Source organism: Pedobacter steynii (assembly GCF_900103665.1).
Classification (GTDB): Bacteria; Bacteroidota; Bacteroidia; order Sphingobacteriales; family Sphingobacteriaceae; genus Pedobacter; species Pedobacter steynii.
Genome location: NZ_FNGY01000006.1, coordinates 526,497 through 551,769 on the forward strand (window position 1 = coordinate 526,497; position 25,273 = coordinate 551,769).

At 42.2% G+C, this 25,273-nt stretch carries 18 protein-coding genes; 10 read left to right on the forward strand and 8 right to left on the reverse strand.

The features are described from left to right. Window positions 1-58: 58 nt before the first annotated feature. Both BLQ87_RS19085 and BLQ87_RS19090 read right to left on the reverse strand, forming a co-directional pair. The gene (locus BLQ87_RS19085; protein ID WP_074609907.1) at window positions 59-925 is read right to left on the reverse strand and encodes an ATP-grasp domain-containing protein; all 867 of its coding nucleotides are present in this window, start codon (window positions 923-925) and stop codon (window positions 59-61) included. Between the two features lie 30 nt (window positions 926-955). Further along, window positions 956-1,216: an Ada metal-binding domain-containing protein gene (locus tag BLQ87_RS19090; RefSeq protein WP_074609909.1), complete on the reverse strand. Its 261-nt coding sequence runs from the start codon at window positions 1,214-1,216 to the stop codon at window positions 956-958. Window positions 1,217-1,693: 477 nt separating this feature from the next. On the opposite strand from BLQ87_RS19090, the gene BLQ87_RS19095 reads away from it, so the two are divergent. The 9 genes from BLQ87_RS19095 (at window position 1,694) to BLQ87_RS19135 (ending at window position 14,414) form a co-directional block, all read left to right on the forward strand. Then, window positions 1,694-2,947, forward strand: coding sequence for an aminotransferase class V-fold PLP-dependent enzyme (locus tag BLQ87_RS19095; RefSeq protein WP_074609910.1), 1,254 nt, complete (start codon window positions 1,694-1,696; stop codon window positions 2,945-2,947). Window positions 2,948-2,973: 26 nt separating this feature from the next. Beyond that, a complete protein-coding gene (locus BLQ87_RS19100; protein WP_074609912.1) occupies window positions 2,974-3,408 on the forward strand; it encodes a SufE family protein in 435 nt (144 codons plus the stop codon). Window positions 3,409-3,452: 44 nt separating this feature from the next. Next, window positions 3,453-4,268 carry a class I SAM-dependent methyltransferase gene (locus tag BLQ87_RS19105; RefSeq protein WP_074609913.1) on the forward strand — a complete coding sequence of 272 codons (816 nt, stop codon included), beginning with the start codon at window positions 3,453-3,455 and terminating at the stop codon, window positions 4,266-4,268. 136 nt (window positions 4,269-4,404) lie between these two features. Then, window positions 4,405-4,992 carry an RNA polymerase sigma factor gene (locus BLQ87_RS19110; protein ID WP_074609915.1) on the forward strand — a complete coding sequence of 196 codons (588 nt, stop codon included), beginning with the start codon at window positions 4,405-4,407 and terminating at the stop codon, window positions 4,990-4,992. Between the two features lie 99 nt (window positions 4,993-5,091). Next, the gene (locus BLQ87_RS19115) at window positions 5,092-6,243 is read left to right on the forward strand and encodes a FecR family protein (RefSeq protein WP_074609916.1); all 1,152 of its coding nucleotides are present in this window, start codon (window positions 5,092-5,094) and stop codon (window positions 6,241-6,243) included. 288 nt (window positions 6,244-6,531) lie between these two features. Beyond that, the gene (locus BLQ87_RS19120) at window positions 6,532-9,810 is read left to right on the forward strand and encodes a SusC/RagA family TonB-linked outer membrane protein (RefSeq protein ID WP_245723884.1); all 3,279 of its coding nucleotides are present in this window, start codon (window positions 6,532-6,534) and stop codon (window positions 9,808-9,810) included. A 19-nt stretch (window positions 9,811-9,829) separates the two neighbouring features. Beyond that, on the forward strand, window positions 9,830-11,278 hold the full coding sequence (locus BLQ87_RS19125; RefSeq protein ID WP_074610039.1) for a RagB/SusD family nutrient uptake outer membrane protein: 1,449 nt from the start codon (window positions 9,830-9,832) through the stop codon (window positions 11,276-11,278). A 23-nt stretch (window positions 11,279-11,301) separates the two neighbouring features. Then, window positions 11,302-13,668, forward strand: coding sequence for a PDZ domain-containing protein (locus BLQ87_RS19130; RefSeq protein ID WP_074609923.1), 2,367 nt, complete (start codon window positions 11,302-11,304; stop codon window positions 13,666-13,668). Window positions 13,669-13,793: 125 nt separating this feature from the next. Beyond that, window positions 13,794-14,414 carry an NAD(P)H-dependent oxidoreductase gene (locus BLQ87_RS19135; protein ID WP_074609924.1) on the forward strand — a complete coding sequence of 207 codons (621 nt, stop codon included), beginning with the start codon at window positions 13,794-13,796 and terminating at the stop codon, window positions 14,412-14,414. A 42-nt stretch (window positions 14,415-14,456) separates the two neighbouring features. Here the strand turns inward: BLQ87_RS19135 and BLQ87_RS19140 are convergent, their stop codons facing one another. The 5 genes from BLQ87_RS19140 to BLQ87_RS19160 form a co-directional block, all read right to left on the reverse strand. Further along, window positions 14,457-17,753 carry a TonB-dependent receptor gene (locus tag BLQ87_RS19140; protein ID WP_074609926.1) on the reverse strand — a complete coding sequence of 1,099 codons (3,297 nt, stop codon included), beginning with the start codon at window positions 17,751-17,753 and terminating at the stop codon, window positions 14,457-14,459. Between the two features lie 186 nt (window positions 17,754-17,939). Next, a complete protein-coding gene (locus BLQ87_RS19145; RefSeq protein ID WP_083361946.1) occupies window positions 17,940-19,079 on the reverse strand; it encodes a FecR family protein in 1,140 nt (379 codons plus the stop codon). Window positions 19,080-19,187: 108 nt separating this feature from the next. Next, window positions 19,188-19,784: an RNA polymerase sigma factor gene (locus tag BLQ87_RS19150; RefSeq protein ID WP_074609929.1), complete on the reverse strand. Its 597-nt coding sequence runs from the start codon at window positions 19,782-19,784 to the stop codon at window positions 19,188-19,190. Between the two features lie 451 nt (window positions 19,785-20,235). Beyond that, window positions 20,236-21,393: a hypothetical protein gene (locus BLQ87_RS19155; protein ID WP_074609930.1), complete on the reverse strand. Its 1,158-nt coding sequence runs from the start codon at window positions 21,391-21,393 to the stop codon at window positions 20,236-20,238. A 9-nt stretch (window positions 21,394-21,402) separates the two neighbouring features. Further along, entirely contained in the window at window positions 21,403-22,296 is an 894-nt protein-coding gene (locus BLQ87_RS19160; RefSeq protein WP_074609932.1) for a TssN family type VI secretion system protein, read from the reverse strand. A gap of 119 nt (window positions 22,297-22,415) precedes the next feature. Between BLQ87_RS19160 and BLQ87_RS19165 the strand changes: the two genes are divergently transcribed. After that, complete coding sequence (locus BLQ87_RS19165; RefSeq protein ID WP_074609934.1) at window positions 22,416-23,354, forward strand: type VI secretion system baseplate subunit TssG; 939 nt, start codon at window positions 22,416-22,418, stop codon at window positions 23,352-23,354. On the opposite strand, the gene BLQ87_RS19170 is transcribed toward BLQ87_RS19165, so the two are convergent. Further along, complete coding sequence (locus BLQ87_RS19170) at window positions 23,351-25,204, reverse strand: type VI secretion system baseplate subunit TssF (RefSeq protein WP_074609936.1); 1,854 nt, start codon at window positions 25,202-25,204, stop codon at window positions 23,351-23,353. The two genes, BLQ87_RS19165 and BLQ87_RS19170, sit on opposite strands and share 4 nt — an antisense overlap. Window positions 25,205-25,273: the final 69 nt, after the last annotated feature.

Sequence of the window (25,273 nt, forward strand, 5' to 3'; positions counted from 1 at the left end):
ATACACAAAAAAAGCTGCCTGAATTAATTCCAGGCAGCTTTTTCGTTGTATTAGCGATTTATAGATGGGCAGATAAAGCTTTGTAATAATTTTCTGAAGCTTCCTCATGCGTATCTAAAAAAAGATAAGGCTCAATCAGTTCCAGTTCCATCAGGTTCAATTCTCCGTTTACGATCAATCCATCAACTCTGGCATACAAACAACCCTGTGCATACTGTTCCACATATGCTGCTGCACTTTTAATGTGTTTGTCGACACCTTCCTGAGCATTAACACTACCGCCATGATAACTCTGTACTCTGAAATCGCCGTCTTTTGGTATTTTCAACAGGCTATGGCTATACTTTCCGTTAAAGAAGAGGAAAGACCATTCTCCATCATGGATTTCCTGCATAAAAGGCTGGGCAACGAAGGCTTCTTCCTGTAATAACTCATTGAGCTGAGTTTCGTGATCAGCAAGGTTTTGCGCAGTTATGATAAATGTATTTTTTGCTCCTGCACTAATACAAGGCTTGATGATTAGTTTTTCGGTATTGAAATGAGTAGCCAAGACATTCAAATCAAGACGATCTCCTTTTTCAAGGAAAAAAGAAGGGATGACTGCTAGTCCTGAGGCTGCAATTTCGCCAAGGTAATGTTTGTCCATATTCCACCTGACCCGTTCGTAGGGGTTCAACAGTTTTACATTCAATGACTCCAGCTGGTTCAGCCATTGTTTAAATGCGGCGATGTGTTCATGGTAATCCCATGGAGATTTAATGATGGCCAGATCATAACTTTCCCAGGCCACTGCCGGGTCATTCCATATCACGCGTTCTATAGAAAGTCCTTTATCGGTTAAAAAGTCTAGTAAGGTTTTATCCTCATCTACGGTAGCTGAGGTATATTTTTCCTGGATCTGATAAGAAACATAAGCGATCTTCATAAAAAAATGGGTTAGGTCGTAAAGATATCATTAATGGGCTGATTTCCATATTTTGTAGGCTTCCCGAAGGCAACGGGCGCAAGGTCTGTAGCCTGCCTGCAGGGCTTCATTTTCATCTTTGAAGAACACCCTGTTTTCTACTTTCATGCCTTTCCCGGAGGCGCAATTCAGCAGGCCATATATTTTGTTTTTTTTATAACCTCCAAGTTTGATCTTTCCGGCCCTGATTAAGGAAAAAAGCTGTCTTCTCCGGGTATCGGGATCAGGGCCAAGGCTTAAATGAAAAATCATATACAAATAGGGCTAATGCCATAAGATTTAAGGCAGGGGCAAGGTAAGGTATAGATCGGGCTGCATCAATCCGGATTTTGCGGTTTAATCCATAGGCATTACTCCCGGCAATTACCAGCTTCAACTGGGCGTCAGGCACAACCTGAAAAATTAATTCCTGTTTTTTTTGTTCAGCGCGGTAAAACCCGTTTTTTCAGGGCAAAATATTCCTAAAAGCGCTGGTTCAATTCGGCCTTCTTAACTATAATTTGTACGATACCAATCAATGAACAAATTGAATGATACACTTTTAGGAGTGATTATTTAATTTTAAATAAAAATATTTCATTATAATTCCCCTGGTTTTTTAATGAGTAATTTTTTGAAGATGATTGCTGAGTGCTTAGATTTCTGATGTGTATTGGTTTTAGTGATTCCTTTTTTTATGAATAAGCGCTCCTGTTTGTAATTAATGAATTAACGAAAAATTATCGCCTCATGAATCCCAATGAAATTGTTTGTAATTCTATTTACAAGGATCTTTTTAAGATCCGTTCAGAATTCCCCGTTCTTCATCAGAAGATAAACGGGGCACCATTGATCTACCTCGATAACGCCGCAACTACCCAGAAACCACTAAGTGTGATTAATGCTATAGCTGAGTATTACCAGTGTTATAACAGTAACATTCACAGAGGGGTTCATCACCTCAGTCAGAAAGCAACAATGGCTTATGAGGAATCCCGCGTAAAAATTGCCAGGTTTATCAATGCCAGGCATGCTCATGAAATCATTTTTAATAAAGGCAGCACTGATGGCATCAATATGATGGCCTATTGTTTCAATAAAAAGTATTTGAAAAAAGGGGATGTGGTGCTGATCTCTGCGATGGAACATCATGCTAATATTGTCCCATGGCAAATCTTCGGACAAGAGAACGGGGTAGAACTTCATGCCGTTCCGATTGACTCCTCAGGAGAACTGAATATGGATGCCTTCCGGTCGATGCTGGATGAAAAGGTAAAACTGGTCTCTATTACCTATGTTTCCAATACCCTTGGAACGGTCAACCCCATAAAGGAAATTATTAAAATGGCACACCGGCAACAGATCCCCGTGTTGTTAGATGCGGCACAGGCGATCGCTCATACTGCTATAGATGTGCAGGAACTGGATGTTGATTTTATGGTATTTTCCGGACATAAGATGTATGGCCCTACCGGAATTGGGGTGCTCTATTCGAAAGAAACATGGCTGGAGCAAATGCCACCCCATCAGGGAGGAGGGGACATGATTAAAGAGGTGAGTTTTGAACGGACTACTTATAACCGTCTGCCCTATAAGTTTGAGGCAGGCACTCCTGCTATTTCTTCTGCCATTGGTTTAGGCGCTGCGGTTGATTATCTCGGGACCATTGGAATGCATGAAATTGCCGCGTACGAACATGAGCTTACCGGCCATCTCATGACATCTTTAACGGAAATTGAGGAGCTCAGATTGATAGGAACAGCAAAGGATCATGCCGGAGCTGCATCTTTTGTCATTTCCGGTCATCACAATTCGGATATCGGGGAGTTGTTAAACCAACAGGGGATTGCCGTCCGTACAGGCCACCATTGTACACAGCCTTTGATGAAAATATTCAACATCAAGGGGACAGTCAGGGCCTCGCTGGCACTTTACAATACGCACGAAGAGATAGAGGATTTTATTTCGGGCCTGAAAAACGCCATCAGCATTCTGAAATCATAAACTATTGTTCACTTAAAAAATCAATTATGACTATTAATCAACGACAGGATGAGCTGATCGTCAGGTTCAGCAAGATGGAAAACTGGCTGGAGAAATATAAATGTATTATTCAGATGGGGAAGGAGCTTCCGGCAATGGATGCCGGCTATCGTAAGGATGCCAACCTGATCTGGAGTTGCCAGGCAATGGTTTGGGTGCATAGTGAAGAAAAGGATGGCAGGCTTTTTATCAGGGCAGATAGCGATGCTTTTATTACCAAAGGCTTGATTGCATTGGTCCTCTATGTATTGTCTGGGCAGCCGGTTACAGAAATCGCAGCATCTTCGCTTTATTTCATCGATGAAATTAACCTGAAAGAGCACCTGACGCCTAATAAATCCAATGGAATACTGGCAATGATTAATGGCATACAAACCTTGGCATCGGAAGGGCGGCTGGTCGCTGCCAGCTGCACGATCTAAATTCAAAGAGAATAAATCATTATGAATAACCAAAACCCTATTGTATGAACACTGCAACAAAAACAACCTCGTTTTCAGGGAATATCCCTGTCAACTATGAAGAACATCTCGGACCCCTGCTTTTCGAACCTTATGCGATTGATATGGCAGAGCGGGTTCAGAAATTGAATCCTGCTGCTGTACTGGAGATCGCTTGCGGAACCGGAAGAGTAACCAATCACCTGTTGAAGGTCTTGTCTGACGATGCCATGCTGACCGCCACGGATATCAATCCGGCAATGCTTAACCTGGCAAAAGAAATGGTAAGAGAGACGAAAGGTATCAAATGGGAAATCGCCGATTCGATGTCCCTCCCTTTTGGCAATGAGACTTTCGACTGTATCGTTGCGCAATTCGGTGTCATGTTTTATAGCGATAAGGTGAAAGCGCATCAGGAAGCTTTCCGTGTATTGAAAACGGGAGGGACACTCATCTTTAATAGCTGGAACATGATGTCAGGAAACATTGCTGTTCAAATGGTAAAAGAATTACTTGATGAATATTTCCCTGAAAACCCACCCAATTTTTATGACATTCCATTTTCCTATTTTAATACCGGATTAATCAGAATGGACCTGACTAAAGGCGGTTTTAGCCATATTGATACCACCTTGCTAAAGGTAAACGGGTATAGCCCGAATGCGTATAGCGCAGCAAAAGGATTGCTGGAAGGAACGCCTGTATCTGTGGGGATTACGGAACGGAATGGGGAGATCCTGCCAGAGCTGGTAGAAATCCTGGCCGGGCGCCTGGCTGCACGTTTTGGTGCAAAAGACCTGAGCGTGCCATTGGAAGCTGTGGTCACTACTGCCATAAAGTAGCCTCATTTTAGCGGATCGGCCATACTGGAAATCACTTCCGGTATGGTCAGATTCCAAATCTTTAAAAATAACAGCATTGGTCATTCTGCCTAACTAATAGCGCTTTTTCCTATATTCGTTGGGGGACAAATAACGAATGACGTTTCAGCACAGGCTTTCTGATCAGGAATTGGTGGATCTTTTAAAGACCGGTAACCAGGCCGCATTTACGGAGATCTACGATAGATACTGGCGGATCATGTACGGTCATGTGTATAAAATGTTGCTCGATGAAGAAGAATCAAAAGATGTAATTCAGGAGCTTTTTAGCTCCTTATGGATCAATTCTGACCGGATTCCCGATCAGTTGAACCTTTCCGGATACCTCTATGTGATGGCGAAAAATAAGGTGTTGAACCTGATCCGGAAGAACAAATTTCAAACGGCTTATTTAAATTCCCTGGCAACATTCATCAATGAAGCGAGCACTGCAACGATGGATGAGTTGAACGAACGCGATCTGGCGACCGCAATTGAACGTGAAATTCAAAGCCTTCCGCCCAGAATGAAACAGGTATTTGAACTGAGCAGAAAGGAAAACCTCTCGTATAAAGAGATTGCAAAGCGGTTGGGGATTTCAGAAGAAACGGTCAAAAAGCAGGTACACAATTCGATAAAAGCGATCAAACATCATTTGAAAGCATCGGGAGGAGCGGCACTCCTGGCCCTTGCCTTTCTTCGCTAACCACCGGTTTAATTTTTTTTTAATACCCGATACCCCCCGGTTATCTTTCATGTGTTTTATTTTAAATGGGGAGGAAACTCCACTTTAAATGCTAAAACTATGAACGAGCAGGAAGCACAGGTATTGATCGATAAATATAATAATGGAACTGCAAGCCCGGAAGAAAGGGCATGGGTAGACCATTGGTATATGAAAGAAGCTTCCGGAAAACGGCTGACTGACGAGGAGGATTTTGAACACCTGAACAAGGAGATCTGGGAAGGTACCCTTAAAAGGTCCGGGCTCCCGGAAAAGAAAGCCCAACCTAAAATCTGGCCCCGGATAGCGGCAGCAGCGGCAGTTTTAATCTTTATCGCTGCAGGAACTTATTTTTATAAAACAGCCTACCTGCCGGATGCCCCTAAAAAAGTACAACAATATGCGCAGGACATTCCCGCCGGAGGCAATAAAGCCATACTTACCTTAGCCAATGGCGAAAAAGTGATATTGACAGATGTTGGAGAAGGCAAAATTGCAGAACAGGCGGGCATCAATATCAGCAAAACTGCAGAGGGACAATTGATCTACGCAATAGATCCTTCCAGCACTGAAAATGCAAATACTCCGGTCACTTATAATACCATTGAAACCCCGAAAGGAGGTCAGTATCAGATCAATTTACCGGATGGAACCAGAGTTTGGCTAAACTCCTCTTCGTCTCTGAAATACCCGACACGGTTTGTCGCCAAAGAAAGAAGGGTAGAATTGAAAGGGGAAGGCTATTTTGAAGTTGCCCGGGATTTAGGAAAACCTTTCCGTGTGAGGAGTAATCAGCAAGAGGTAGAAGTATTGGGAACGCATTTTAATGTGAATGCCTATCCCGATGAGAATGGCACCCGAACCACTTTATTGGAGGGCAGCGTGAAGGTGAAGGAATCCGGACATCTGGCTGTACTTAAACCCGGAGAGCAGTCGGTGCTTAAAGGAAACAGGATGACCGTTGATGAGGTGGATACTGAAATGGCCATCGCCTGGAAAGAAGGATATTTTATGTTTAAAAATGCCAGCCTGCAAACGCTGATGCGTCAGTTGTCCAGATGGTATGATGTAGAGGTGACCTACCGGGGAGAGATTCCCCCCATCTTATTCTCCGGAAAGGTACACCGAAATACCAGCCTCGCACAAACGCTGGAACTCCTCAGCTTTTCGAAAGTTAATTTTAAGATCGAAGGAAAAAAAATGAGCATTATATCTCCTTCAGTCAAAAAGTAATAAAACAATAACCAACAAAACAACCAAATCTAAACCAGACTTACACATGAAAAGAGCACTCAGGACACGGTGATCCACCGTTAGGGAGAGAACAAAAAAAACCGCAGAAGTATTCGAAGTACTTCCACGGTAAGTATTTGAGTCAACCCGGATTTCTGATGAAATCAGGAATAAAAAATCAATTGGAAACGAATTCTTGTATTAACCCAAACACTCAAAAGTATGAAAATAAATGCTTTTAACATAGCTGTGCCCGAAACATGGCGCCCAAGAAAAATACTAATAGTCATGAAACTAACCACTTTCCTGATGATGATAGGCCTGATGTACGCCAGTGCAAAAGGATATAGCCAAATCAACCTGAACGAACGGAATACCACGCTGGATAAAGTTTTCCGGTCGATAGAAAAACAAACGGATTACGTTTTCTTTATAAAGAACTATGACGCAAGTCGTGTAAATGTTTCGGTAAAGCTTAAAAATGCTTCGATTAATGATGCTTTAACCCTATGCCTTAAAGACCTGCCTTTAACGTTTAAGGTGATCGGTAAAAATATAGCCATCGTTGAAAAGGAAGTTTTAAACGATCCTTTAAATACTTCGGTTGTGCTTGCCATTGAGGTCAAAGGAAGAGTGCTGGATGGGAAAGGACAGCCGCTCCCGGGCGTAAATGTCACCGTAAAAGGAATCCCGGGAAAGGGAACCAGTACCGATACACAGGGCCGGTTTTCCCTCAGCGCGAACCCCGGAGATCTCCTTGTATTTAGTTTTATAGGCTTCAAAAAGAAAGAAATAAAAGTAGCGGAAGCTGCGTTGCCGGATATCATTCTGGAGGAAGAACCGGCACAGTTGGAATCGGTTGTGGTGGTCGGTTATGGTGCCGTGAAAAAGACGGACCTGACGGGATCGGTGTCTTCCATCGGATCGGAAAAGATCACACAGGTGAAGGGCGTTTCCAACGTAGCTCAAACGCTGCAGGGACAGATGGCGGGTGTACAGGTGAACCAGGGCTCCGGACAGCCTGGTGAAGGAATGAAAATCTCCATCAGGGGAACGAATTCGATCAGCGGCGATAATGCACCACTATATGTGATCGATGGGATTTTATCTCAGGGCGTTTCTGCTCAGCTCAATGTGGATGATATCGAAACGATTGATGTGCTGAAAGATGCATCTTCCACTGCAATCTATGGTTCCAGAGGGGCGAATGGGGTCATCATGATCACTACAAAAAGTGGCAAAAGTGGAAAATTGCAGGTGAATTATGATGGATACTATGGTTTTCAAAACCTCAGAAAAAGAAAAGACCTGATCGATGCTTCGGAATACGGACAACTCCAGAATGAAGTAGCCGCCAACGATGGCAAAGCCTTGCCTTATACTGATGAGCAAATCAGAGGGTTGGGGAAAGGCACCGACTGGCAATCACTGGTCTATAAAACCGCTCCTGTTCAGAACCATACTTTATCTTTTTCCGGGGGTTCTGACCATACAAAATATTATACTTCTCTGGGCTACTTTGATCAGAACGGAATCATTGAAAACTCAAACTACAGAAGGTTTTCTTCCAGAATTAACCTCGATCAGAAGTTAAGTGAAAAATTAAAGTTCAACACGAATTTATCGATCGTTCAGGACAGGTATAGACAGGCGAACTATGCCGGTGCCGACTTTGGTGGCGTGCCTTTTCAGACGATGGTCATGCCGCCAACCCAGGGCGTGTACGATGCCAATGGAAAATATACGGTCTTTACAGGAGTGAGCTGGGGACAAACAAATCCGGTAGGCGTAGCAAAAGAACAATACAATCCCAGCAATACGCTCCGGATCTTAGGAAGTGCAGCTTTTACTTATGAAGTGATTAAAGACCTGAAATTTAAAAGCAGTGTGAGCATTGATGCGAACAACAATAAGATAGATACCTATAACCCGCCAAGCATTACTTTCGGACAACCGGCTGGTAAAGCCTCCAAAAGTTATGGCAACAGCTCTTCTTTTGTAAATGAAAATACATTGAACTACAATAAGGTCTTTGGCGCGCATCACCTTGACCTGCTGGCTGGATTTAGTTATCAGTATGATAAAAGAGAAGGATTGAACAGCAATGTGGCTTCGGGATTTGTGACGGATGATTACCTGAACAATAACATTCAGGGAGCTACCAATAAAGCGTTGCCGGAGACTTACTTTGGGGAGAGAAGCCTGCTTTCTTATCTCGGCAGAGTCAATTATGATTACATGGGCAGGTACTTTGCCACCTTTACCGGAAGGTTTGACGGCTCTTCCGTTTTTGGAGAAAACAATAAATACGCCTTTTTCCCTTCCGCAGCACTGGCCTGGAAAGTATCGGAAGAGGACTTTCTGAAGAACAATACTTCAATCTCCAACCTGAAACTCCGGGCAAGTTATGGCGCTTCGGGGAGTCAGGCCATCGATCCCTATCAGACGCTGGCGAGGGTATCGGCAGTAAACCCTACTTTTAATAACCAACCTGTATTGGGTTACGTGTTGGGCTCATTACCCAATAGAAATCTAAAATGGGAGACCACTAAAGAGCTTGATTTTGGAATAGATTTAGGACTATTCCAGAATAGGATTCAATTTACAGCTGATTACTACGATAAAAAAACAAATGATTTGTTATTGAACGTAGACCTGCCTCAATCTTCGGGTTTTGGTTCGGTACTTCAAAATCTGGGCTCTGTACAAAACCGTGGCTTTGAGTTCCAGCTGAACACCAGAAATATAGAAGGAGTGGATTTCAAATGGTCTTCTTCCCTGACCTTTTCTCACAATACCAATAAAGTAACGGATTTGGGGAAGGCTGCTAATGGAAGCCCGATCTTATATAAAGAAGTGAGGGCCGGAGGAAACTGGTTTCCGATGATCCTTGGTCAGCCGATGCATTCTTTCTACGGACAAACGGTAGCTGGTGTTTACCAGACCGATGCAGAAGCAGTGGCGAATGGAGAATCTCAAAAACGTGCAGGAGAATATAAGTTTCTGGATTACAATGGTGATGGAAGAGTTGACGATTCAGACAAACATGTCCTTGCGAACATGACGCCTAAATTTACCTTCGGTTTTAACAATAATTTTAGCTATAAAAACTTCGACCTGAGTTTGCTGTTTGTGGGCTCTTTTGGGAACAAAATTGTCAATGAGTTCAGGAAATATAACCTGACACTGAATGGCCTTTGGACACCAACACAGGAAGCTTTTGATGCCCGTTGGAGAGGAGCCGGAACGAGCAATACCGGCGATAAGCCCTCAAGCGCAAGCATGCAGAATACCAGAGATTATGCAAATAGCCTTTGGGTGGAAAACGGTTCTTACCTGAAATTAAGAGATGTGACCCTGGGATATACCTTCTCCCCGAAAATATTGAAGGCCCTGAATATCGCTTCTATTCGTCTGTATGCGAGTGCCCAGAACTACTTTACCATCACCAACTATTCGGGTTATGATCCGGAGGTTTCCTGGTCTGTATCCACAGTAAACGGATGGGACAGGGGGAATTATCCAGCTGCAAAATCAATTACCACTGGTGTTAAAGTTAATTTTTAATCATTTAGAAGAACAGATCATGAAAAGATATATTACCTATTCCCTGTTTACTTTAATGCTGATGACCACGGTTATTTCCGGATGTAAAAAAGCATTGGAGGAAAATCCTAAGACATTTATTTCCCCGGAGAATTTTTTTAAGAATCCTGATAGTTATGAGCTGGCCGTATTGGGGATTTATTCAGGCCTGCCTTTGTACTCTGGAAACAGTGCCATGATGCTGGAGATGTGCACCGATATTTATGGTGCTCCCGCTTCTGCATTTGAACAGGCACTGCCGATGTATCAGAACGCGCCGGCAGCATTTTATTACAATACCAGGGAAGCCTGGGGAGGCGCATACTCCATCATTAAGAATGCAAATTTTATCCTGGACGAATTGCCTAAAGGCCCGCTGGAAGAGCTGAAGAAAAAGCAACTGATGGGCGAGGCCCGTTTTCTTAGGGCTTATGCTTATTTCCATTTGGTACAACTGTATGGTGATATTCCTATGCCTGTAAAGCCGATTACAGATTACGCCAATTTACAAATGCCAAGAACAGCGCAAACCGAGATTTACAAATTGATCCTGGACGACTTAAACTATGCAGAAGCAAATCTTCCGGAATCGACAACGGCTCAGGGTAGGGCTTATAAATTGGTTTCTACGGCATTACTGGCTAAAGTTTACCTCACCATGGGAGGAAGCCCTTTAAAACAAACGCAATACTTTGCCAATGCGAAAGAGAAAGCAACAGCGGTAATCAATTCCGGAAAGTTCCGGCTGGCAGATGATGTTGCTGGTGTTTTTCATAAAACGGTTTATACGTCTGAGTCGATCTGGGAGAAACTGTATGTGACTGGCCTGGGAGGAAATCCGGTACACGGGCTTACCCTGACTGCCGCCACCTACAACCCGATCCTTGTTCCCGCAGATTGGTTTATCAATAGTTTTGCAACCGGCGACCGGAGAAAAGAGTGGGGGATTGTTCAAAACTATGCCGGTCCGAATGGGACAACATTGAAGCCTTTCTTCCAGAAGTTCGCTGATGTATCGGGTGTGGCTTCCGGGACCACTTCTTCCGGAGCAATTGTGAGTTATACTTTTCCTTATCTTAGGCTGGCGGAAATGTATTTGATCGCTGCTGAAGCGGAAAATGAAGTAAACGGACCTGCAGGAGCCTATACTTATATCAACGAAATCAGAAAACGCGCAAGGGTAGATAAAGCAAATGTGACGAATGTGCCGGATTTAAGCGGACTATCGCAACAGCAATTTAGGGAAGCAACCTGGATGGAACGAAAATGGGAGCTTTGCCTGGAAGGAAGCACCTGGTTTGATTTGAAAAGGACGAATACCCTGCAAAATATCCAAAACAGAAGAGGTGCCGGCCTGATCAATCCGATTGGCGCGTATAACCAAACCTGGTTGATTCCTGATAAAGAGGTGGTTAATAATAACATTGCTCAAAACCCAGTATATAAATAATTAAAAAATAATCCTGTTGATTTATGAAACGTACGACAAGGCCCCGGATCACTTTACTCAGCTGCCTGCTGTGTTTATTGTTAAGCAGCAACAGCTTTGCTAAAGAGCTCTACATTTCCAGTAAAGGGAATGACAAAAATCCAGGCAGCAAAGAAAAACCTTTTGCCACTTTTAAAAGGGCGCAGATGGCCCTGAGGTCTATAAAAGGGGCGACAACGGTTTATGTGCGTGGGGGAACCTATTACCTGACCGCCCCGGTGATTTTTACGAATTTAGATTCCCGGAATAGCGGGGAGGGCGTAACCTATAAGTCCTACCCGGGAGAGCAGGTGAAAGTAAGTGGTGCAAAACCATTGCAGCTCAAATGGGAAGCTTATAAAGGCTTGGTTAAGCAAGCTAAAGTAAGTGGTGACCTGTCCTTCGATCAGTTGTTTCTGAATGGAAAGCAGCAACGCATGGCGAGGTATCCGAATTTTAACCCGGACATCAGGTTCTTCGGTGGCGCTGCTGCTGATGCCATCAGCCCGGAGCGCGTTAAAGGATGGAGTCATCCGGACGGTGGCTTTGTACATGCGCTTCATAAGCATGAATGGGGAGGGTATCAATACCTGATTTCCGGAAAAGACGGGGAAGGGAAACTGACCCTTGAAGGTGGTTTTCAGAACAACCGTCAGATGGGAATGCACGATAAATACCGTTATGTAGAAAACATCTTCGAAGAGTTGGATACTGCCGGAGAATGGTATTTCAATAACAGGGAAAAAATCCTTTATTTCTATCCGCAACAAAAGACAGATTTAACGAAAGCTATTATAGAAGTTCCACAATTGAAATCACTCTTTGAATTTCGCGGAACTGAACAACAGCCTGTAAAGAACATTCAGATTGAAGGGATGGAACTGAGCCATACGCTAAGAACCTTTATGGAAACAAAAGAGCCGCTGCTGCGTAGCGACTGGACCATTTATCGTGGAGGAGCAGTGGTAATGGAAGGTGCGGAGAACTGTGTGGTAAAGTCCTGTTTTTTCAATACGGTTGGTGGTAACGGGGTGTTTATGAGCAATTACAACCGGAACAACCTGGTTTCAGGATGCCATATTGCTTTCGCAGGTGCAAGCGGAGTCTGCTTTGTGGGCGATCCTAAAGCGGTTCGTTCTCCAAGTTTTGAATATGGACAGTTTGTACCATTAAACGAAATAGACCGGGTACCGGGACCAAAAACAAACAATTATCCAGCAAATTGTACAGTAGAAAATACCCTGATGTATGGTCTTGGAAGTGTGGAGAAGCAGGTTGCAGGAGTGGAGATTTCTATGGCTATGGACATCAAAGTGAGTCACAATACCATTTACGATGTGCCCAGAGCAGGAATAAATGTGAGTGAAGGAACCTGGGGAGGGCACCTGATTGCGTACAATGATGTATACAATACCGTGTTGGAATCGGGAGATCATGGTGCTTTTAACTCCTGGGGCCGCGACCGTTACTGGCATCCGGATTATGCGGTAATGGCGGGTATTGCAAAAGACAATCCGGCATTGATCACCGCAGATGTGATTAAACCGATTGTGATTCATGACAACCGTTTTCGTTGTGACCATGGATGGGATATTGACCTGGACGATGGCTCCTCAAACTACCATATCTACAACAATGTTTGCCTGAACGGAGGATTGAAACTTCGTGAAGGTTTTTTCAGAACCGTAGAGAACAATGTGATCCTGAACAATTCTTTTCATCCTCATGTATGGTTTAACAATAGCGGCGATGTATTCAGACATAACATTGTAACCCGGAACTATTTCCCTATCCGTGTGAACGACTGGGGCAAAGAAGTGGATGCCAACCTTTTTCCGGACCAGCCGGCACTTGCTGCAGCACAACAAGCAGGTACTGATGCACATTCTGCATTTGGAGATCCTGGGTTTGTAAAAGCAACTATCGGAGACTATCAGGTGAAACCTGGTTCTCCTGCGCTTAAACTGGGCTTTAAGAATTTTCCAATGAACCAATTCGGGGTCACTTCCCCTTCGTTGAAAGCGTTGGTTGTCCCGGTAAAATTGCCGGTGCTGATTTCGGAGATGAAAGCCGGGGGGCAGGAAAGCTATGAGTTCTTAGGTGCAAAGGTGAAAAACCTGAACACGCTTGGAGAGCGTTCTGCAACAGGAATGGCTACAGAAACTGGAGTGCTGGTCTTGGACGTTTCAAAGAAAAGTGTCCTTTACGGAAAACTGCAGCCTAATGATGTAATCCTGAAATTTAATGATGGAGCGGTAAAGAACATGAAAGACCTGATGACGATCCAGATGGGCTTACAGCTGAGTCAGAAAGCAACAGTAGAAGTGTTTAGGAATCAGGCTTCGAAAAAAATTGAAATCGCTCTGAAATAAACATTCAACCCCTTTCTTTATCATCGTAAAAATATTTGCTGTTGAGAAGAAAGGGGTTGTTTCGTTTTCTTACAATACCCGCCTTTGCAGGTGCCCTAAGTTTGTCTTAACAAATTTAAGAAACCATGAAGCACCTCATTATCTATTGCCATCCAAATCCAGCAAGCCTTAACCATGCGATTAAGGAGTCTGTGAATCATTATGCACAAGCTGCAGGACATGAAACAAGAATTCGCGATGTCTATACTTTAAACTTTAATCCGGTCTTAACGCCAGAGGATATATTGTCTTTTAAATCGGGAAACGTTCCTGAAGATATTCGTGTAGAACAGGAACATTTTCTTTGGGCCGAACTCATTACCATTGTTCACCCGGTTTGGTGGACGGGAATGCCGGCTATTTTAAAAGGTTATTTCGACCGTGTGTTGAGCTATGGTTTTGCTTATCGCTATGGCGAGAATGGACTGGAGCAAATGTTAAAGGGTAAAGACCTTTACCTCATCAATACTGTCGGATCAGAAGAACAAAATTATATAGACAAAGGAATTTTTGATGCGATGAGGACCGTTGCCGAAAATACCTTTGGTTTTACAGGAATGCGAATTTTGGAACACCGCTTTTTCTCTAACGTAATTACCTGTGGCGAGGAGACAAGAAAGGGGTATCTGGAATCGCTTGGGGAACTGTTCGATAATGTGGCAGGTAATATAAAGCCCCGGGACGGTCTCAAATTCAATGCAATTTAGGGGGCTACCAGCCCCCTATAAGCAAAATAAAAAGCTGATAAATTAAAAAACAGCCCTGACACCAGCGGCGAGCCTGACACCTGTCATACCATAAGCAAGCGGTCTGCTTTTATCGTAGGCTGGTGAGGCTGTACTTGATGAGAAGGTTTTATCTATTCCGTTGTTGATGTTTGCAGCATCTGCAAAAATGGTAAATCCTTTCTTTATGTTATAGCTAATGGAACCATCTAACTGCCCATAGTTGTTCTGCCATATTTCCTGGCCAAAAACGTCACTTGGCATTAGCAGATACTTATCACGATAGGTATAAGCTAATCTGGCTTGCAGTTTTCCGCCATTGTCATAATATATAGCTGAATTAAGGCTGAAACGTGATATACCTGGGAAAGCGGATGGTTTACCATTGTTTAAATTTAATTTGCCATCAGAAAACGTAAAATTAGCAATGAAACCAAGGCCTTGCAAAAAACCGGGTAAAAATTTTAATGGTTGCTGAAAGGTAATTTCATTCCCTAAAATATTCCCGCCAGCCTGGTTCTGTGGTTGAGAAAAAGATCGGTATTGCACCCCCAGGAAATCTACATTGTTTGTTGTTTCATTAGTAATAAATGACGATAAATCTTTGTAAAAGAAATTGGTTGAAACAATCCCGCCACCGGCAGTGTACCATTCAAAACCTATATCATAATTAGAGGATTTGTATGGCTTGAGTTTGGCATTTCCGTATTTATTCACAAACAGATTGGTGAAATTTACCGATAATCCTCCTAAATCACTGAATAATGGTCTTGTCAAAGATTTAGAATAGGCCATTCGAAAAAATGTATTATCGCTCATCGCAAATTTAAGATTTATTGAAGGCAATAAATTGGTGTAAGAACTGGAACTGTTTATTTTGGTTGTTCCTCCCGTTAGTTCAGGAATACCAATTCCATTAACAAACTTCACAGTAAAGCTCTGCACAAAACTAGTTACATCCGAATGCGTGTTTACGACCCTAAGCCCTGCATTTCCTGTAAAGGGGATGTCGCCTAATGTGCCTTTCAAATTAGCCTGAAAATAACCGCCCATTGTTTTCTCATGGACATCAAATGATTGATTAGGGTTGTAGATATTGGTTTCTACAGCTCCGGCCTGTATTAATTTGCTGTAAATCCCTTCAATATTTGTTGGAAAGGTGATATTGGAATAATTTAAAGGAAAATCACCATTTAGAAAATTACTTATCCCCTGAGCGTGGGGTACACTCGAGGCAGGTAGCGAAATCTGTGTCCCGGTCCCGTCGCTTTTTGTCTGGTTCACTGAGCCGTTATATTCGCTGATATTTTTTTCGCGGTTACTATACCGTACACCAAATTTTATGGATGAGATGAAAAAATTTTCAATCTGTTTTTCCACATCGGCTTTAGACGAGTATTCCCGGTCACGATTTGAACGATTGGTAATTCCATTATTGCGGGTGTGAAGGCTATCAACCGAAAATGCATTTGAGTGTATTGGTATAACGGAAATATAATTACGGTTTACATTAACGTTGACCGGTGTTGAAGGATTGTTTGTCACAAATACAACTCCTCTATCATGCATTGAACCGTCGGCCTTTGCATATGCAGCATCAAAATCCAGTTTCCATCCATTTGAATTATGAGTAATATGATACCCCGTGTTGTAAATATTATCTAAGGATCTTTGATCATCAGCTACACTTGCCGGCCCTCCGGAATTGACAGCATAATTGGTCGCAGTATTGGAAGGACTGACCTGTAATCCTGGCCATTGAACGCTTCCATCTGAATTGGTCCCAGTGCTTCCAATATAACCCCCAAAAGGTTGTGCCGTGAAAATTATCTGTGTAGAACTGGAAAACAGGTTTCTTCTGCTGTATAAGAAGTCCAGCGACATCGTTGTTTTAGGATCCAGCTTCCATTGCAGAGCCCCATTCAGAGAAAGTCGTTTTCTCTTCTCGTTGAAGCTTTCTAAATTGGAGGAAAACGGAAAGTAAACATTGCTTACGTTTGCTTTACCACCGCCATTGTTATCAAATGTATTTCTACCCCCAAATAAGCCTTCAGGGGCATATCCAAAACCTTCTGCTTTATCTTCTCTTATCTGCCTCTCTGAATAGGCTACGTTCAATAAACCGCCAAGGGTATTGGCTTTATTCACCCAGGAACCAATTGCGGAAAAGTCTCCGCCGAGTTTACTGCCAAAAATACGATCCTGTTCTCTGTAGGAGAATGCATATTTATTACCCATGGTAAGCGGCTTCGCTGTTTTAATATCAACTACACCACCAATTCCGCCTTCTGTTTGTTCAGCAGCCCCAGTTTTATACACTTCGATGCTTTGAATGATCTCAGAGGGCAGCACATCATAATTCGTTTCCCTTCCGGTGCTGCTTTGTGCACCACCTGAAATCGTCGAGTTAAAAGATTCAGTTGCGCTTACCAGGGTTCTGCCATTAATACTCCCCGCAACAAACTGAGGCCCAAGTCCCCTTATCGAGACAAAATCACCTTCTCCCCTGTTTCTTTGAATAGCAATACCGGGTACCCGTTGCAAGGCTTCGGCAATATTTTTGTCTGGCAACTTTCCGGCATCTTCAGCAGTAATGGCATCTAAAAATTGATTGCTTGCCTTCTTAATATTCAATGAACGTTTCTGGGCTCCGCTAATTCCATTGACAACAAACTCTGACAATTGTGCGGTATTCTCCTCCATTTTTATCTCTATAAAGGTTCTGTTATCAATCGCTATCTCTATTCTTTGATAGCCAATCAAGCTAAATACCAATACTGCGTTTTTAGGTGCATTTATTGAAAAAGAGCCATCTTTTGTCGTTTTTGTACCTTTACCAGCGGCCCCTTTTAACATTACTGATACATCTTCTAAAGGTTCACCTTTCCCATTGGTCACTTTGCCGGTAATGGTGATGTCGACGGATGCCGAGACGACTCGTTTTGTTACCCCTTCGAGAGCGAGCTTTGGGCTAACCACAATTGTTTTGTTATCAATGGTGTAACTTAGCCCGCTATTTGCCAGGCACTTGTCCAGCACCTCGACAAGGGGGGTAGATTTGAAATTGGCATTAATTTGTTTTTTACTGGTCAATTGACTTGGTGACCACAGAATATTATAACCTGTTTGCTTGTTAATTACCCTAAAGACGCTGTTTAGCGAAATATCTTTTTGCACAAGGGTAATCGTTTGGCCAAAGCCGGTAGCTCTTACCTGTATAATGGCCACACAAATCATCAACACGGTTAATTTCATCACGTTCGCAATTTTTCGGATATAACTACTTTGGTCATATCTAAATTCAATATAAAGTTTATACATTTGGTTATCTGTTTAGGTTGTCAATGATTGTTCGTTCAATAATTAATTAGGGCTTCTACAGATAATCGATCAGGAGCATCGCAAGTGTTCCTGATTTTTTATACTGTATACCCTCATTTGGCGTAATTCACTACGAGGATTCTTCAGCGTTTTTCATGTTTAAATTCTTTAGGTTTTAAATTATATTTATAAATCAAGGATAATTATTTTATGGTCATTAATCTTGGCCTTTACTTCTCCAGTGCGTTCCAGCATATGTAAAAGTTCGGAAATACTAACAGACCGTGTAATGATACCTGATAATATCTTTTCTTTTGACTTCTCATTTTCAAAAACCACCTCCATATCATACCACCTTGATATTTGACGCATGATGTTTCCCAGGTTATCATTGTTAAAATTAAATTGTCCGTTTTTCCAGGCAATCATATTCTCAATATCTACAGTCCGTATTTCTATCCGGCTCCCTTTTAATGAAGATTGCTGTCCAGGTTTTAGTATTGTGGCCTTATGTTCAGAATCAGAACTGGCACCTGATGTGGATACTTTTACGGCACCTTCAACCAATGTAGTTTTAATGGATTGTTCATCAAAATAGGCATTGATATTGAAATGAGTGCCTATGTCTTCAACAATTTGCCCTTTTGTCACCACACGAAAAGGTGATTTGCTATGATGAACTACCTCAAAATAGCCTTCTCCAGTCAACTCTACTTTTCTTTCATTACCAGAGAAAGAAGTAGGGTACCTTAATGTAGAAGCTGCATTTAACCATACCCGGGTGCCATCTGACAAAGTAAGTTTATATTGCCCTCCTGGCGGTACCTCTATGAAATTATAGGCGGTCGTTTGAGCGTTGGATGTTGCCTCTGCATGGTACACCAATTGCCCGTTTCCGGTTTTATTTATGATAACGTTGCCCTGATCGGCCAACTTGCCATTTTGTGCACCGTTAAGAATAATTTTCTTACCGTCAGCTAAAGTCAGTATCGCTTTATTGCCGCCTGGCCGAACGTCATATCTCTGATTTTTTGCAATTTGTTGTTTTACCGGTGTTTTATAGAATAGATTAAAAGAGCCCCAGCCTAATAACAATAATATAGCAGCAGCAGCCGGATATTTCCATAAGTTTTTCTTGTGATTTTTAGTTATTTGCTTTTCCTGAAGGATTGAACCGATTTCAAGACTCATATGTTCTTCTATTAACAAGTCTAAGTCATTAGTCGTTAAAAGACCGAAGAAAGCCAATAGCTCATCCTCAGTAGCTTCTCCGGCGACGTAGCGGTTAATGAGTTTTTTCTTATAGTTTTCGTTCAAGCCTGGCATTTATATTTCGGTTTATATAATGCTTGACGATAGAAGGATAGGTGTCGGGTACCCCTAAATTAAAATAAAACGCAGTAAGCTAATAATCAGCATGTTAATGTGTATCCCTTATGGCTTATTACCTATAAAAGCAATTAGTAGAAATAAAGGTATGCCTAAGCCTCCTTTGGTGGCGTCTTTTAGAATCTTCATGGAGCGAACCATGTGTTTTTTTATGGTGTGAGTTGAAATCCCTAATATTTTGGCAGCCTCATCATATGATTTATATTGCTGTCTGCATAATTTAAAAACTATGCGTGTTTGCTCGGGCATGGCAGCAAGCACGTTCTCAATAAAATTCATGTAATCCAGAAACTCCTGGTTTTCCTCAACTATGTTCAAACTAGGATGATAACTCTGCAAGAGCCGTTCCATGACCTTCTCTTCAACGGAAGCCCTCTTTAAAAAATCAAAAGACATTCGTTTGGCCACTGTAAATATATAAGCACCAAATTCTATTATATCTGTCTGCGCTCTCTGTTCCCAGATTTTCAGAAATACGTTCTGGCATATATCCTTGGAAAGTTCAGACGATTTTAGGTATTTACGAATAAATTTGAAAAGGCAATCATGATATCGGTTATACAACTCTAAATACGCACTATGATCACACTCCTTTACTAAAATAAAAAGTTCGTTGTCAGATAGCGTTTTATATTTCTTCACAAATGGCTTTGATATAGATCTAAAGTTAACAACTTAATTGTTTAATTGACCATTCCGATTGAAATTTCAAGCTTCCTGATCTCTGTTGTCCGGTAAAATAACCAGTTAGTTTCCTTTTGAAGTTGGGAAACTATCAAAGTAACTATGGGCAAAAAATACAACTTTTAGCGGACTGTCGTGACAGCGTCTGGAGAGGTTTGAAACAGGTTTTAGGGTACCTCGTTCTAACCAGGCTCTATACACGCTCTATACTCGGTGGTGACCCGCTTGGAAGCGTGTTAAAGGCGGGTAAACAACTTGTATAAAACGAGTTTTAACTGTGTATTCCTGCAAGCAGTTTTTTACTTGTCTTGTACCGGATCTGAATCCCTTTAAAACCAAAAAAAAATTCCCGTTGAAATTGCTTCCAACGGGAATTATAATTATACAAAATTAGGTATTTCTCTTACCTTTAATCCAATAGCGTCCAGCTTCTTTTCGTCTGAACCTGCTGTACCACCTGTTGTTCTGCAACAACAATATTTTCTTTGCGCTGACCAATGTATTCCAGCATACCCAGCTTATTCCAAAGGGCAACCATTACTTTTAAAAATTCTTCCGTCATAGACATCGAAGCATAGATGTTCTGATGGTCATAGACCATCTCGATCATGCGCGCAAGGATTTCTTCAAAGTTTCCTGGCGTTACATCTCTCCATTCGTAGAAATACTTTAGCATTTCTTCTCTTTCCCTGGACTCTACCAACTTAATTCCGGTAAAGAACACATGGGCAAGATTTGAGCAATAGCCTACAATATAAACCGGAGATTGCTGATAACCAAAGTTCCGGTAATTGAAAAAGATCTGCGCAATATAATCCAGCAGTTTTTCAGACAGCAACCGGATATTTTTGCCCAGTGGCGTAATGGAGTCTTTTCCTGTCGTCTTATCGATGATTTTAAAGGCTGCCAGTTGCAGGTCATTGATGAGGCTGCTAAACAGTTCATAATACCGCGTTAAGCCAGGATGACTAATCATGCTGCTGCTTGGGGCAATGTAATTATGATTGATGGTAATTCTGCCGCTTTCCTGTATCAGCTGTCCGATGGTCAGGTGATAACTGTCTGTCGCCTTAGGCGCCATTTCCGAAGCCGGCAAAATGGTGATGCTGTAATTTTTGGAAATGTCCGGATATCTTGGTGGATTGTCTTCCGGATCAGGATTTCCTGAAGGCATCCTTTCAAATGGGTTCACCATCAGCAGGATGTTAAATACCATGACCCTGGAGTGGTCTATATTTTCGCTGCTGAAATATTGACTATAAGTCAGCTGATCTTCAAAGTTGGAAGAGCTTTCAATATCTATTCTGCAACCTTCGGCAGTGATGGCATTACAATGTCTCACCTTAACCTCAATGTGGTTCGTTGCCTTTTCGATGATCTCGATGTCGTGCGACAAGCGTTGCCCTGCAAAAGGAGGGAGCAGACCATAGTTGAAGTGGTTGATAAACACAGAGTTCGCATCTCTGACAAAGTCCTGGTTAAATTGATCTGTAGCAATAAAATGATTGCTGGAAAGCTTCATGCCATCCACCCAGTTAACGGGCTTGTATTTTAATGGTGAAATCATAGTCGTCGGTTATATAAAAATAGATTCGTCACCTACTTTTTCTGGTTTATTAGCGTTTTCAGATACTCTCTTTGCATAAATGGTCATTTTCTCTGTAATGCCATTGTTGATGATGTCCAGGTCAGGATCAATAAAAATGTTCTTCTTAAAGAAGGATGTTTTTATGAAAAATATCCATTTAAAAGATTCAAAATCTTCTCCCATATATTTCACGGGAGCTTTAGGGAATTTCAGGTTATAATCTTCGATGAATTTATAGAACCAATCGCCAAACACCATGTTTTCCGGTGCTTTTGCTTTTACTTTCAGCGGTTCAGGATCGTTCGTGCTTTTATACAATTCCAGTTCAAGCACGAGCATACGGTCAAAATCAAGGTGATCCAGATTGATGTTCAAAGGACTTGAAGGGTATTGCCAGATTTTATAGATTTCCGTAGGGATGCTAATTAAAGCTACATAGGCCCACCAGAACAGCACAGGAACAAAGAAGGTGGCCAGGCTTGTTGCGGCCCAGATGCCGAAATGAATGTCGCTAAGCCAGTTGAAGGCAAGCTGGAAAAGGTAAAAGCTGAGCAGGCAGCTAATTAATATCGCAAATATTACAAAGAACTTTCTCTCGAGCAATTCTTTTGGGTAGTATTTTGTGAACAGGTAAACAAAAAGAATTCCGAGTCCTATAAAATAGATTTGACAAATGATATATCCCCATGGCATAAAATCAAAGCTTAAAAAGCCAAGGAATCCAGGGAGTGCAAGGCATACGCTGAGTACTAAAATGCTTACTATTAGTCTTTTGTTATTTAGAAATTGGTTTTTCTTGTTGACAATAGAGAGTAGCGCAGCGGATACAATAAAGATTAAGGGGAAAAGTAAATAACGAATAAAAAATGATTGAACGTCCATTAAATAGTATTTGATGATTTATGCTTAATCTGTTAACAAATATAGTACCTTAAATTTTTTAATATAAAAATGGTATAATTATTAGGGTATATAGGTTTAAGTATGCGGTAAATAAATATATGAAAGAGAGTTTACATTTGAAAAATGATCTCCAGACGGATTTTAAGGCTACAGCTTTGGCTGCAGAACTGATTGAAGCGGGAGATTTTGAAGCCGATCAGATTGCCGTACTTCCTGTTGGTCCCAAAAAAAGGGCATTTGCCAAAGAAATCGGTGGCCATACTTTTTATTATTCCGACAGTAAACGGAAGGATTGTATCAATATTGAAAGTCATGAGGAAGGCTTATACGACATGCTTCCGGAAGGCCTCTTTCACAATCCGCCTACCGGAAGTTCCGGGATGTCGGAACAGCAAATGGTTGAAGATGTTCAGTTTAGACGAGCTGAAGAGAAAGATGCCAGAAAATTCTTCATGCCTTTCGAAGCGGAGATCAATCACCTGAAGACCATTCTGGAGCTTTATGAAAACAGACTGGATAAAAAAACGACCTATACTGAGCTGACCAGAATCTTTGCCGCAGAATGGAAAGAGTTTGAATTGTTTGATAAAGAACAAAGCATCATTTGGATGCACCTTTTGCCGGTCATTCATCAGAAACGTAACGATGTTGCCTTCCTCGGACAACTGCTTTCCGTCCTTTTCAAGACGCCGGTAGAGGTACTGATGAAACAATCGAATGTTAAGCCTAAGTTAATAGACGAGCACATGCAGTTTAAACTTGGTTTTGGTGCGCTTGGCATCAACTCCATCATCGGCAACAGCTTTGCCACCGATGAAGAGGAAATGATCATTAATATTGGCCCTACGGATACACAGCGTCTGCTCAGCTTTATGCCTGGGACTTCCCATTCCCGCATCATCGATCTTGCGGTCTCTTACCTGGTTCCGGTAGAGACTGAAGTGAAGGTCAACCTGCTCGCCAGCGAGGCCAACAGGGTAGGGTCTTTGGGTGCCGACAGTCAGAATGCTTACCTTGGGTTTACGGTTTACCTCTAATCGAGGATCAACCGGTAATGGATGTTCATCGTGCTGCGGATTTCAAGTTTTGATTTGGTCAGTTCCAGCATAGATTTCCATTCTTCTCTGCTCAGTTCGTTCTGCTGACTTGGAGTGATCACAATATCAGTCGTTTTGATAAAGCCTTCTTTTGGATTTGGCGTCGACATGAGTCCTTTCCGGATATTGACTGCTTTGATCTTTGTCCCGAGCTCGTAGAAACAGAAATTAATAATGTCAGATTGAGTAACGAGCCTGTTTCCTGTCGTAAGGCCGTATTTATAAGCCTGAACCCGGTTTCCTGCATTTAATCTGGCCCTTCCACCTTTAGAATTACTCAGTAGAAACAGGCTTTCCGGCATCACTTTGCTGCTTTCAAAAGATTGCAGGTGACTTCCCGAACGGATCTGGTTTCCCATTTCTGCATTGGTGGTCCAGAACTCTAAAAACATGATGTCAGCATTGTTCAATGGCTTTACAATCACATAGTTCAGCAGCTCTTTGATCATGCTCAATTGTGCCTTTGTTTTCTGCTCAATGATCGAGATATTTTGTTCGAGGTCTTTTAAAGAGCTGTTTAAAAAGTCGGAACCATAAGCAGAAAAAGCAGCTTTTTCATCTCTCAGTAGCTCAAAAAGATAGTCGACAACTTCCTTCGCATTCCGGCCATCAAAACGCTCTGAGCCACCGTACCGGATGGAAAATGAACCTACATTGCGATCGTCATAATGCGTATGCGGAATTTCTGTATAGGTGTTTCCCAGCTTGTCGCTAAGGGCATGTACAGATAGAAACTGGTCATGGTCCTGTAGCTTTACCGGGATGATATTGGTCATCATTTTTAGGCGGTGTTTGATCTCAAACATCCGCTTATTCACTACAGGGAAGGCATTGGTAGAAATGTGCAGCTCATCGAGCATCACATCAGATATGGCGGCAGGAAACTGGACTTTAAACCAAAGGACAGGCTTTTTAAAGCTAACCAGGCTTCCCGGTTGAAAGACATTTTCAAATTCCTTGGGATAAAGTTGCAAATAAGGATGCGGAAGGAAGATATTCTCGTCGTCGATGGTGAGGAAGCGGCTGGAATAAAAGGCCTGTATGTCCTCATTGAGGAGGTTCAGTATATCATGTTTTTCAAATGGCGACTGGAAGTTGTTTTCCGGTTCCATATGGAACTTATTCAGGGAGACGTTGACGGGGGCATTGTTGATCGACCATTTGGACAAAGAAAGGAGGTCATAAGTATGGTCATTTACCACGTAGTTTCTCCAGTCAAAATAAAAGCTCATGCCTTTAAAGGTCGGGAGTCCCGGCGTAACTTCTACGCCGATATAGATGGTGTTGTTTTCCAGTGAATTCCCTGGAATGGTATTGCTGAGCAGTAATTTGTTGTGCTGTCCGTCAATCTGAAACAGGTTATTCCCATTGGCGAGGTAAGAAACGCCGGAATTGAATACTTTTACCGGTTTCAGCGGGCTAAAAAACACGTCTACCGCATTTTCTTTATTGGATTCGTTTTTGTCTTTTAACTTTTTCCGGTGAAAGAACTGTGTCTTCGTATCAATGGTCTCTATGGCCTCAAAAGGCCTTGCATGAAGGATCGCATGTGCGGGAAGGGCGGAGGTGAGGGTATCTGAGGCGAGTATGCGGGAGATTTTGTCGAGTATTCTGTTTTCCAGATTTTTAACATCGTTGGAAACCCCGAATATTTCCGTGCTCAGCGCTTCGATGATCAGTTTAACCAGTGGATCGAAGTCGTTGGTGTTTTTTATTCCCCAATAGTCTTGTGCATTTTTAAGGATTCTATTTCGGATTTCGTCTTTTGAAGAGTAAAATATGTTTTTCATCGTTTAGAGAATGATTGGTGTGATGGATTAACAGGACTGTCTATAATTGTGTGCATAGTATCCTTAAAA

Excerpts from the sequence above, each read along its gene's own strand:
- BLQ87_RS19085 (WP_074609907.1), bottom strand. The coding sequence starts at position 925 with ATGAAGATCGCTTATGTTTCTTATCAGATCCAGGAAAAATATACCTCA.
- BLQ87_RS19090 (WP_074609909.1), bottom strand. The coding sequence starts at position 1,216 with ATGATTTTTCATTTAAGCCTTGGCCCTGATCCCGATACCCGGAGAAGA.
- BLQ87_RS19095 (WP_074609910.1), top strand. The coding sequence starts at position 1,694 with ATGAATCCCAATGAAATTGTTTGTAATTCTATTTACAAGGATCTTTTT.
- BLQ87_RS19100 (WP_074609912.1), top strand. The coding sequence starts at position 2,974 with ATGACTATTAATCAACGACAGGATGAGCTGATCGTCAGGTTCAGCAAG.
- BLQ87_RS19105 (WP_074609913.1), top strand. The coding sequence starts at position 3,453 with ATGAACACTGCAACAAAAACAACCTCGTTTTCAGGGAATATCCCTGTC.
- BLQ87_RS19110 (WP_074609915.1), top strand. The coding sequence starts at position 4,405 with ATGACGTTTCAGCACAGGCTTTCTGATCAGGAATTGGTGGATCTTTTA.
- BLQ87_RS19115 (WP_074609916.1), top strand. The coding sequence starts at position 5,092 with ATGAACGAGCAGGAAGCACAGGTATTGATCGATAAATATAATAATGGA.
- BLQ87_RS19120 (WP_245723884.1), top strand. The coding sequence starts at position 6,532 with ATGAAACTAACCACTTTCCTGATGATGATAGGCCTGATGTACGCCAGT.
- BLQ87_RS19125 (WP_074610039.1), top strand. The coding sequence starts at position 9,830 with ATGAAAAGATATATTACCTATTCCCTGTTTACTTTAATGCTGATGACC.
- BLQ87_RS19130 (WP_074609923.1), top strand. The coding sequence starts at position 11,302 with ATGAAACGTACGACAAGGCCCCGGATCACTTTACTCAGCTGCCTGCTG.
- BLQ87_RS19135 (WP_074609924.1), top strand. The coding sequence starts at position 13,794 with ATGAAGCACCTCATTATCTATTGCCATCCAAATCCAGCAAGCCTTAAC.
- BLQ87_RS19140 (WP_074609926.1), bottom strand. The coding sequence starts at position 17,753 with ATGTATAAACTTTATATTGAATTTAGATATGACCAAAGTAGTTATATC.
- BLQ87_RS19145 (WP_083361946.1), bottom strand. The coding sequence starts at position 19,079 with ATGCCAGGCTTGAACGAAAACTATAAGAAAAAACTCATTAACCGCTAC.
- BLQ87_RS19155 (WP_074609930.1), bottom strand. The coding sequence starts at position 21,393 with ATGATTTCACCATTAAAATACAAGCCCGTTAACTGGGTGGATGGCATG.
- BLQ87_RS19160 (WP_074609932.1), bottom strand. The coding sequence starts at position 22,296 with ATGGACGTTCAATCATTTTTTATTCGTTATTTACTTTTCCCCTTAATC.
- BLQ87_RS19165 (WP_074609934.1), top strand. The coding sequence starts at position 22,416 with ATGAAAGAGAGTTTACATTTGAAAAATGATCTCCAGACGGATTTTAAG.
- BLQ87_RS19170 (WP_074609936.1), bottom strand. The coding sequence starts at position 25,204 with ATGAAAAACATATTTTACTCTTCAAAAGACGAAATCCGAAATAGAATC.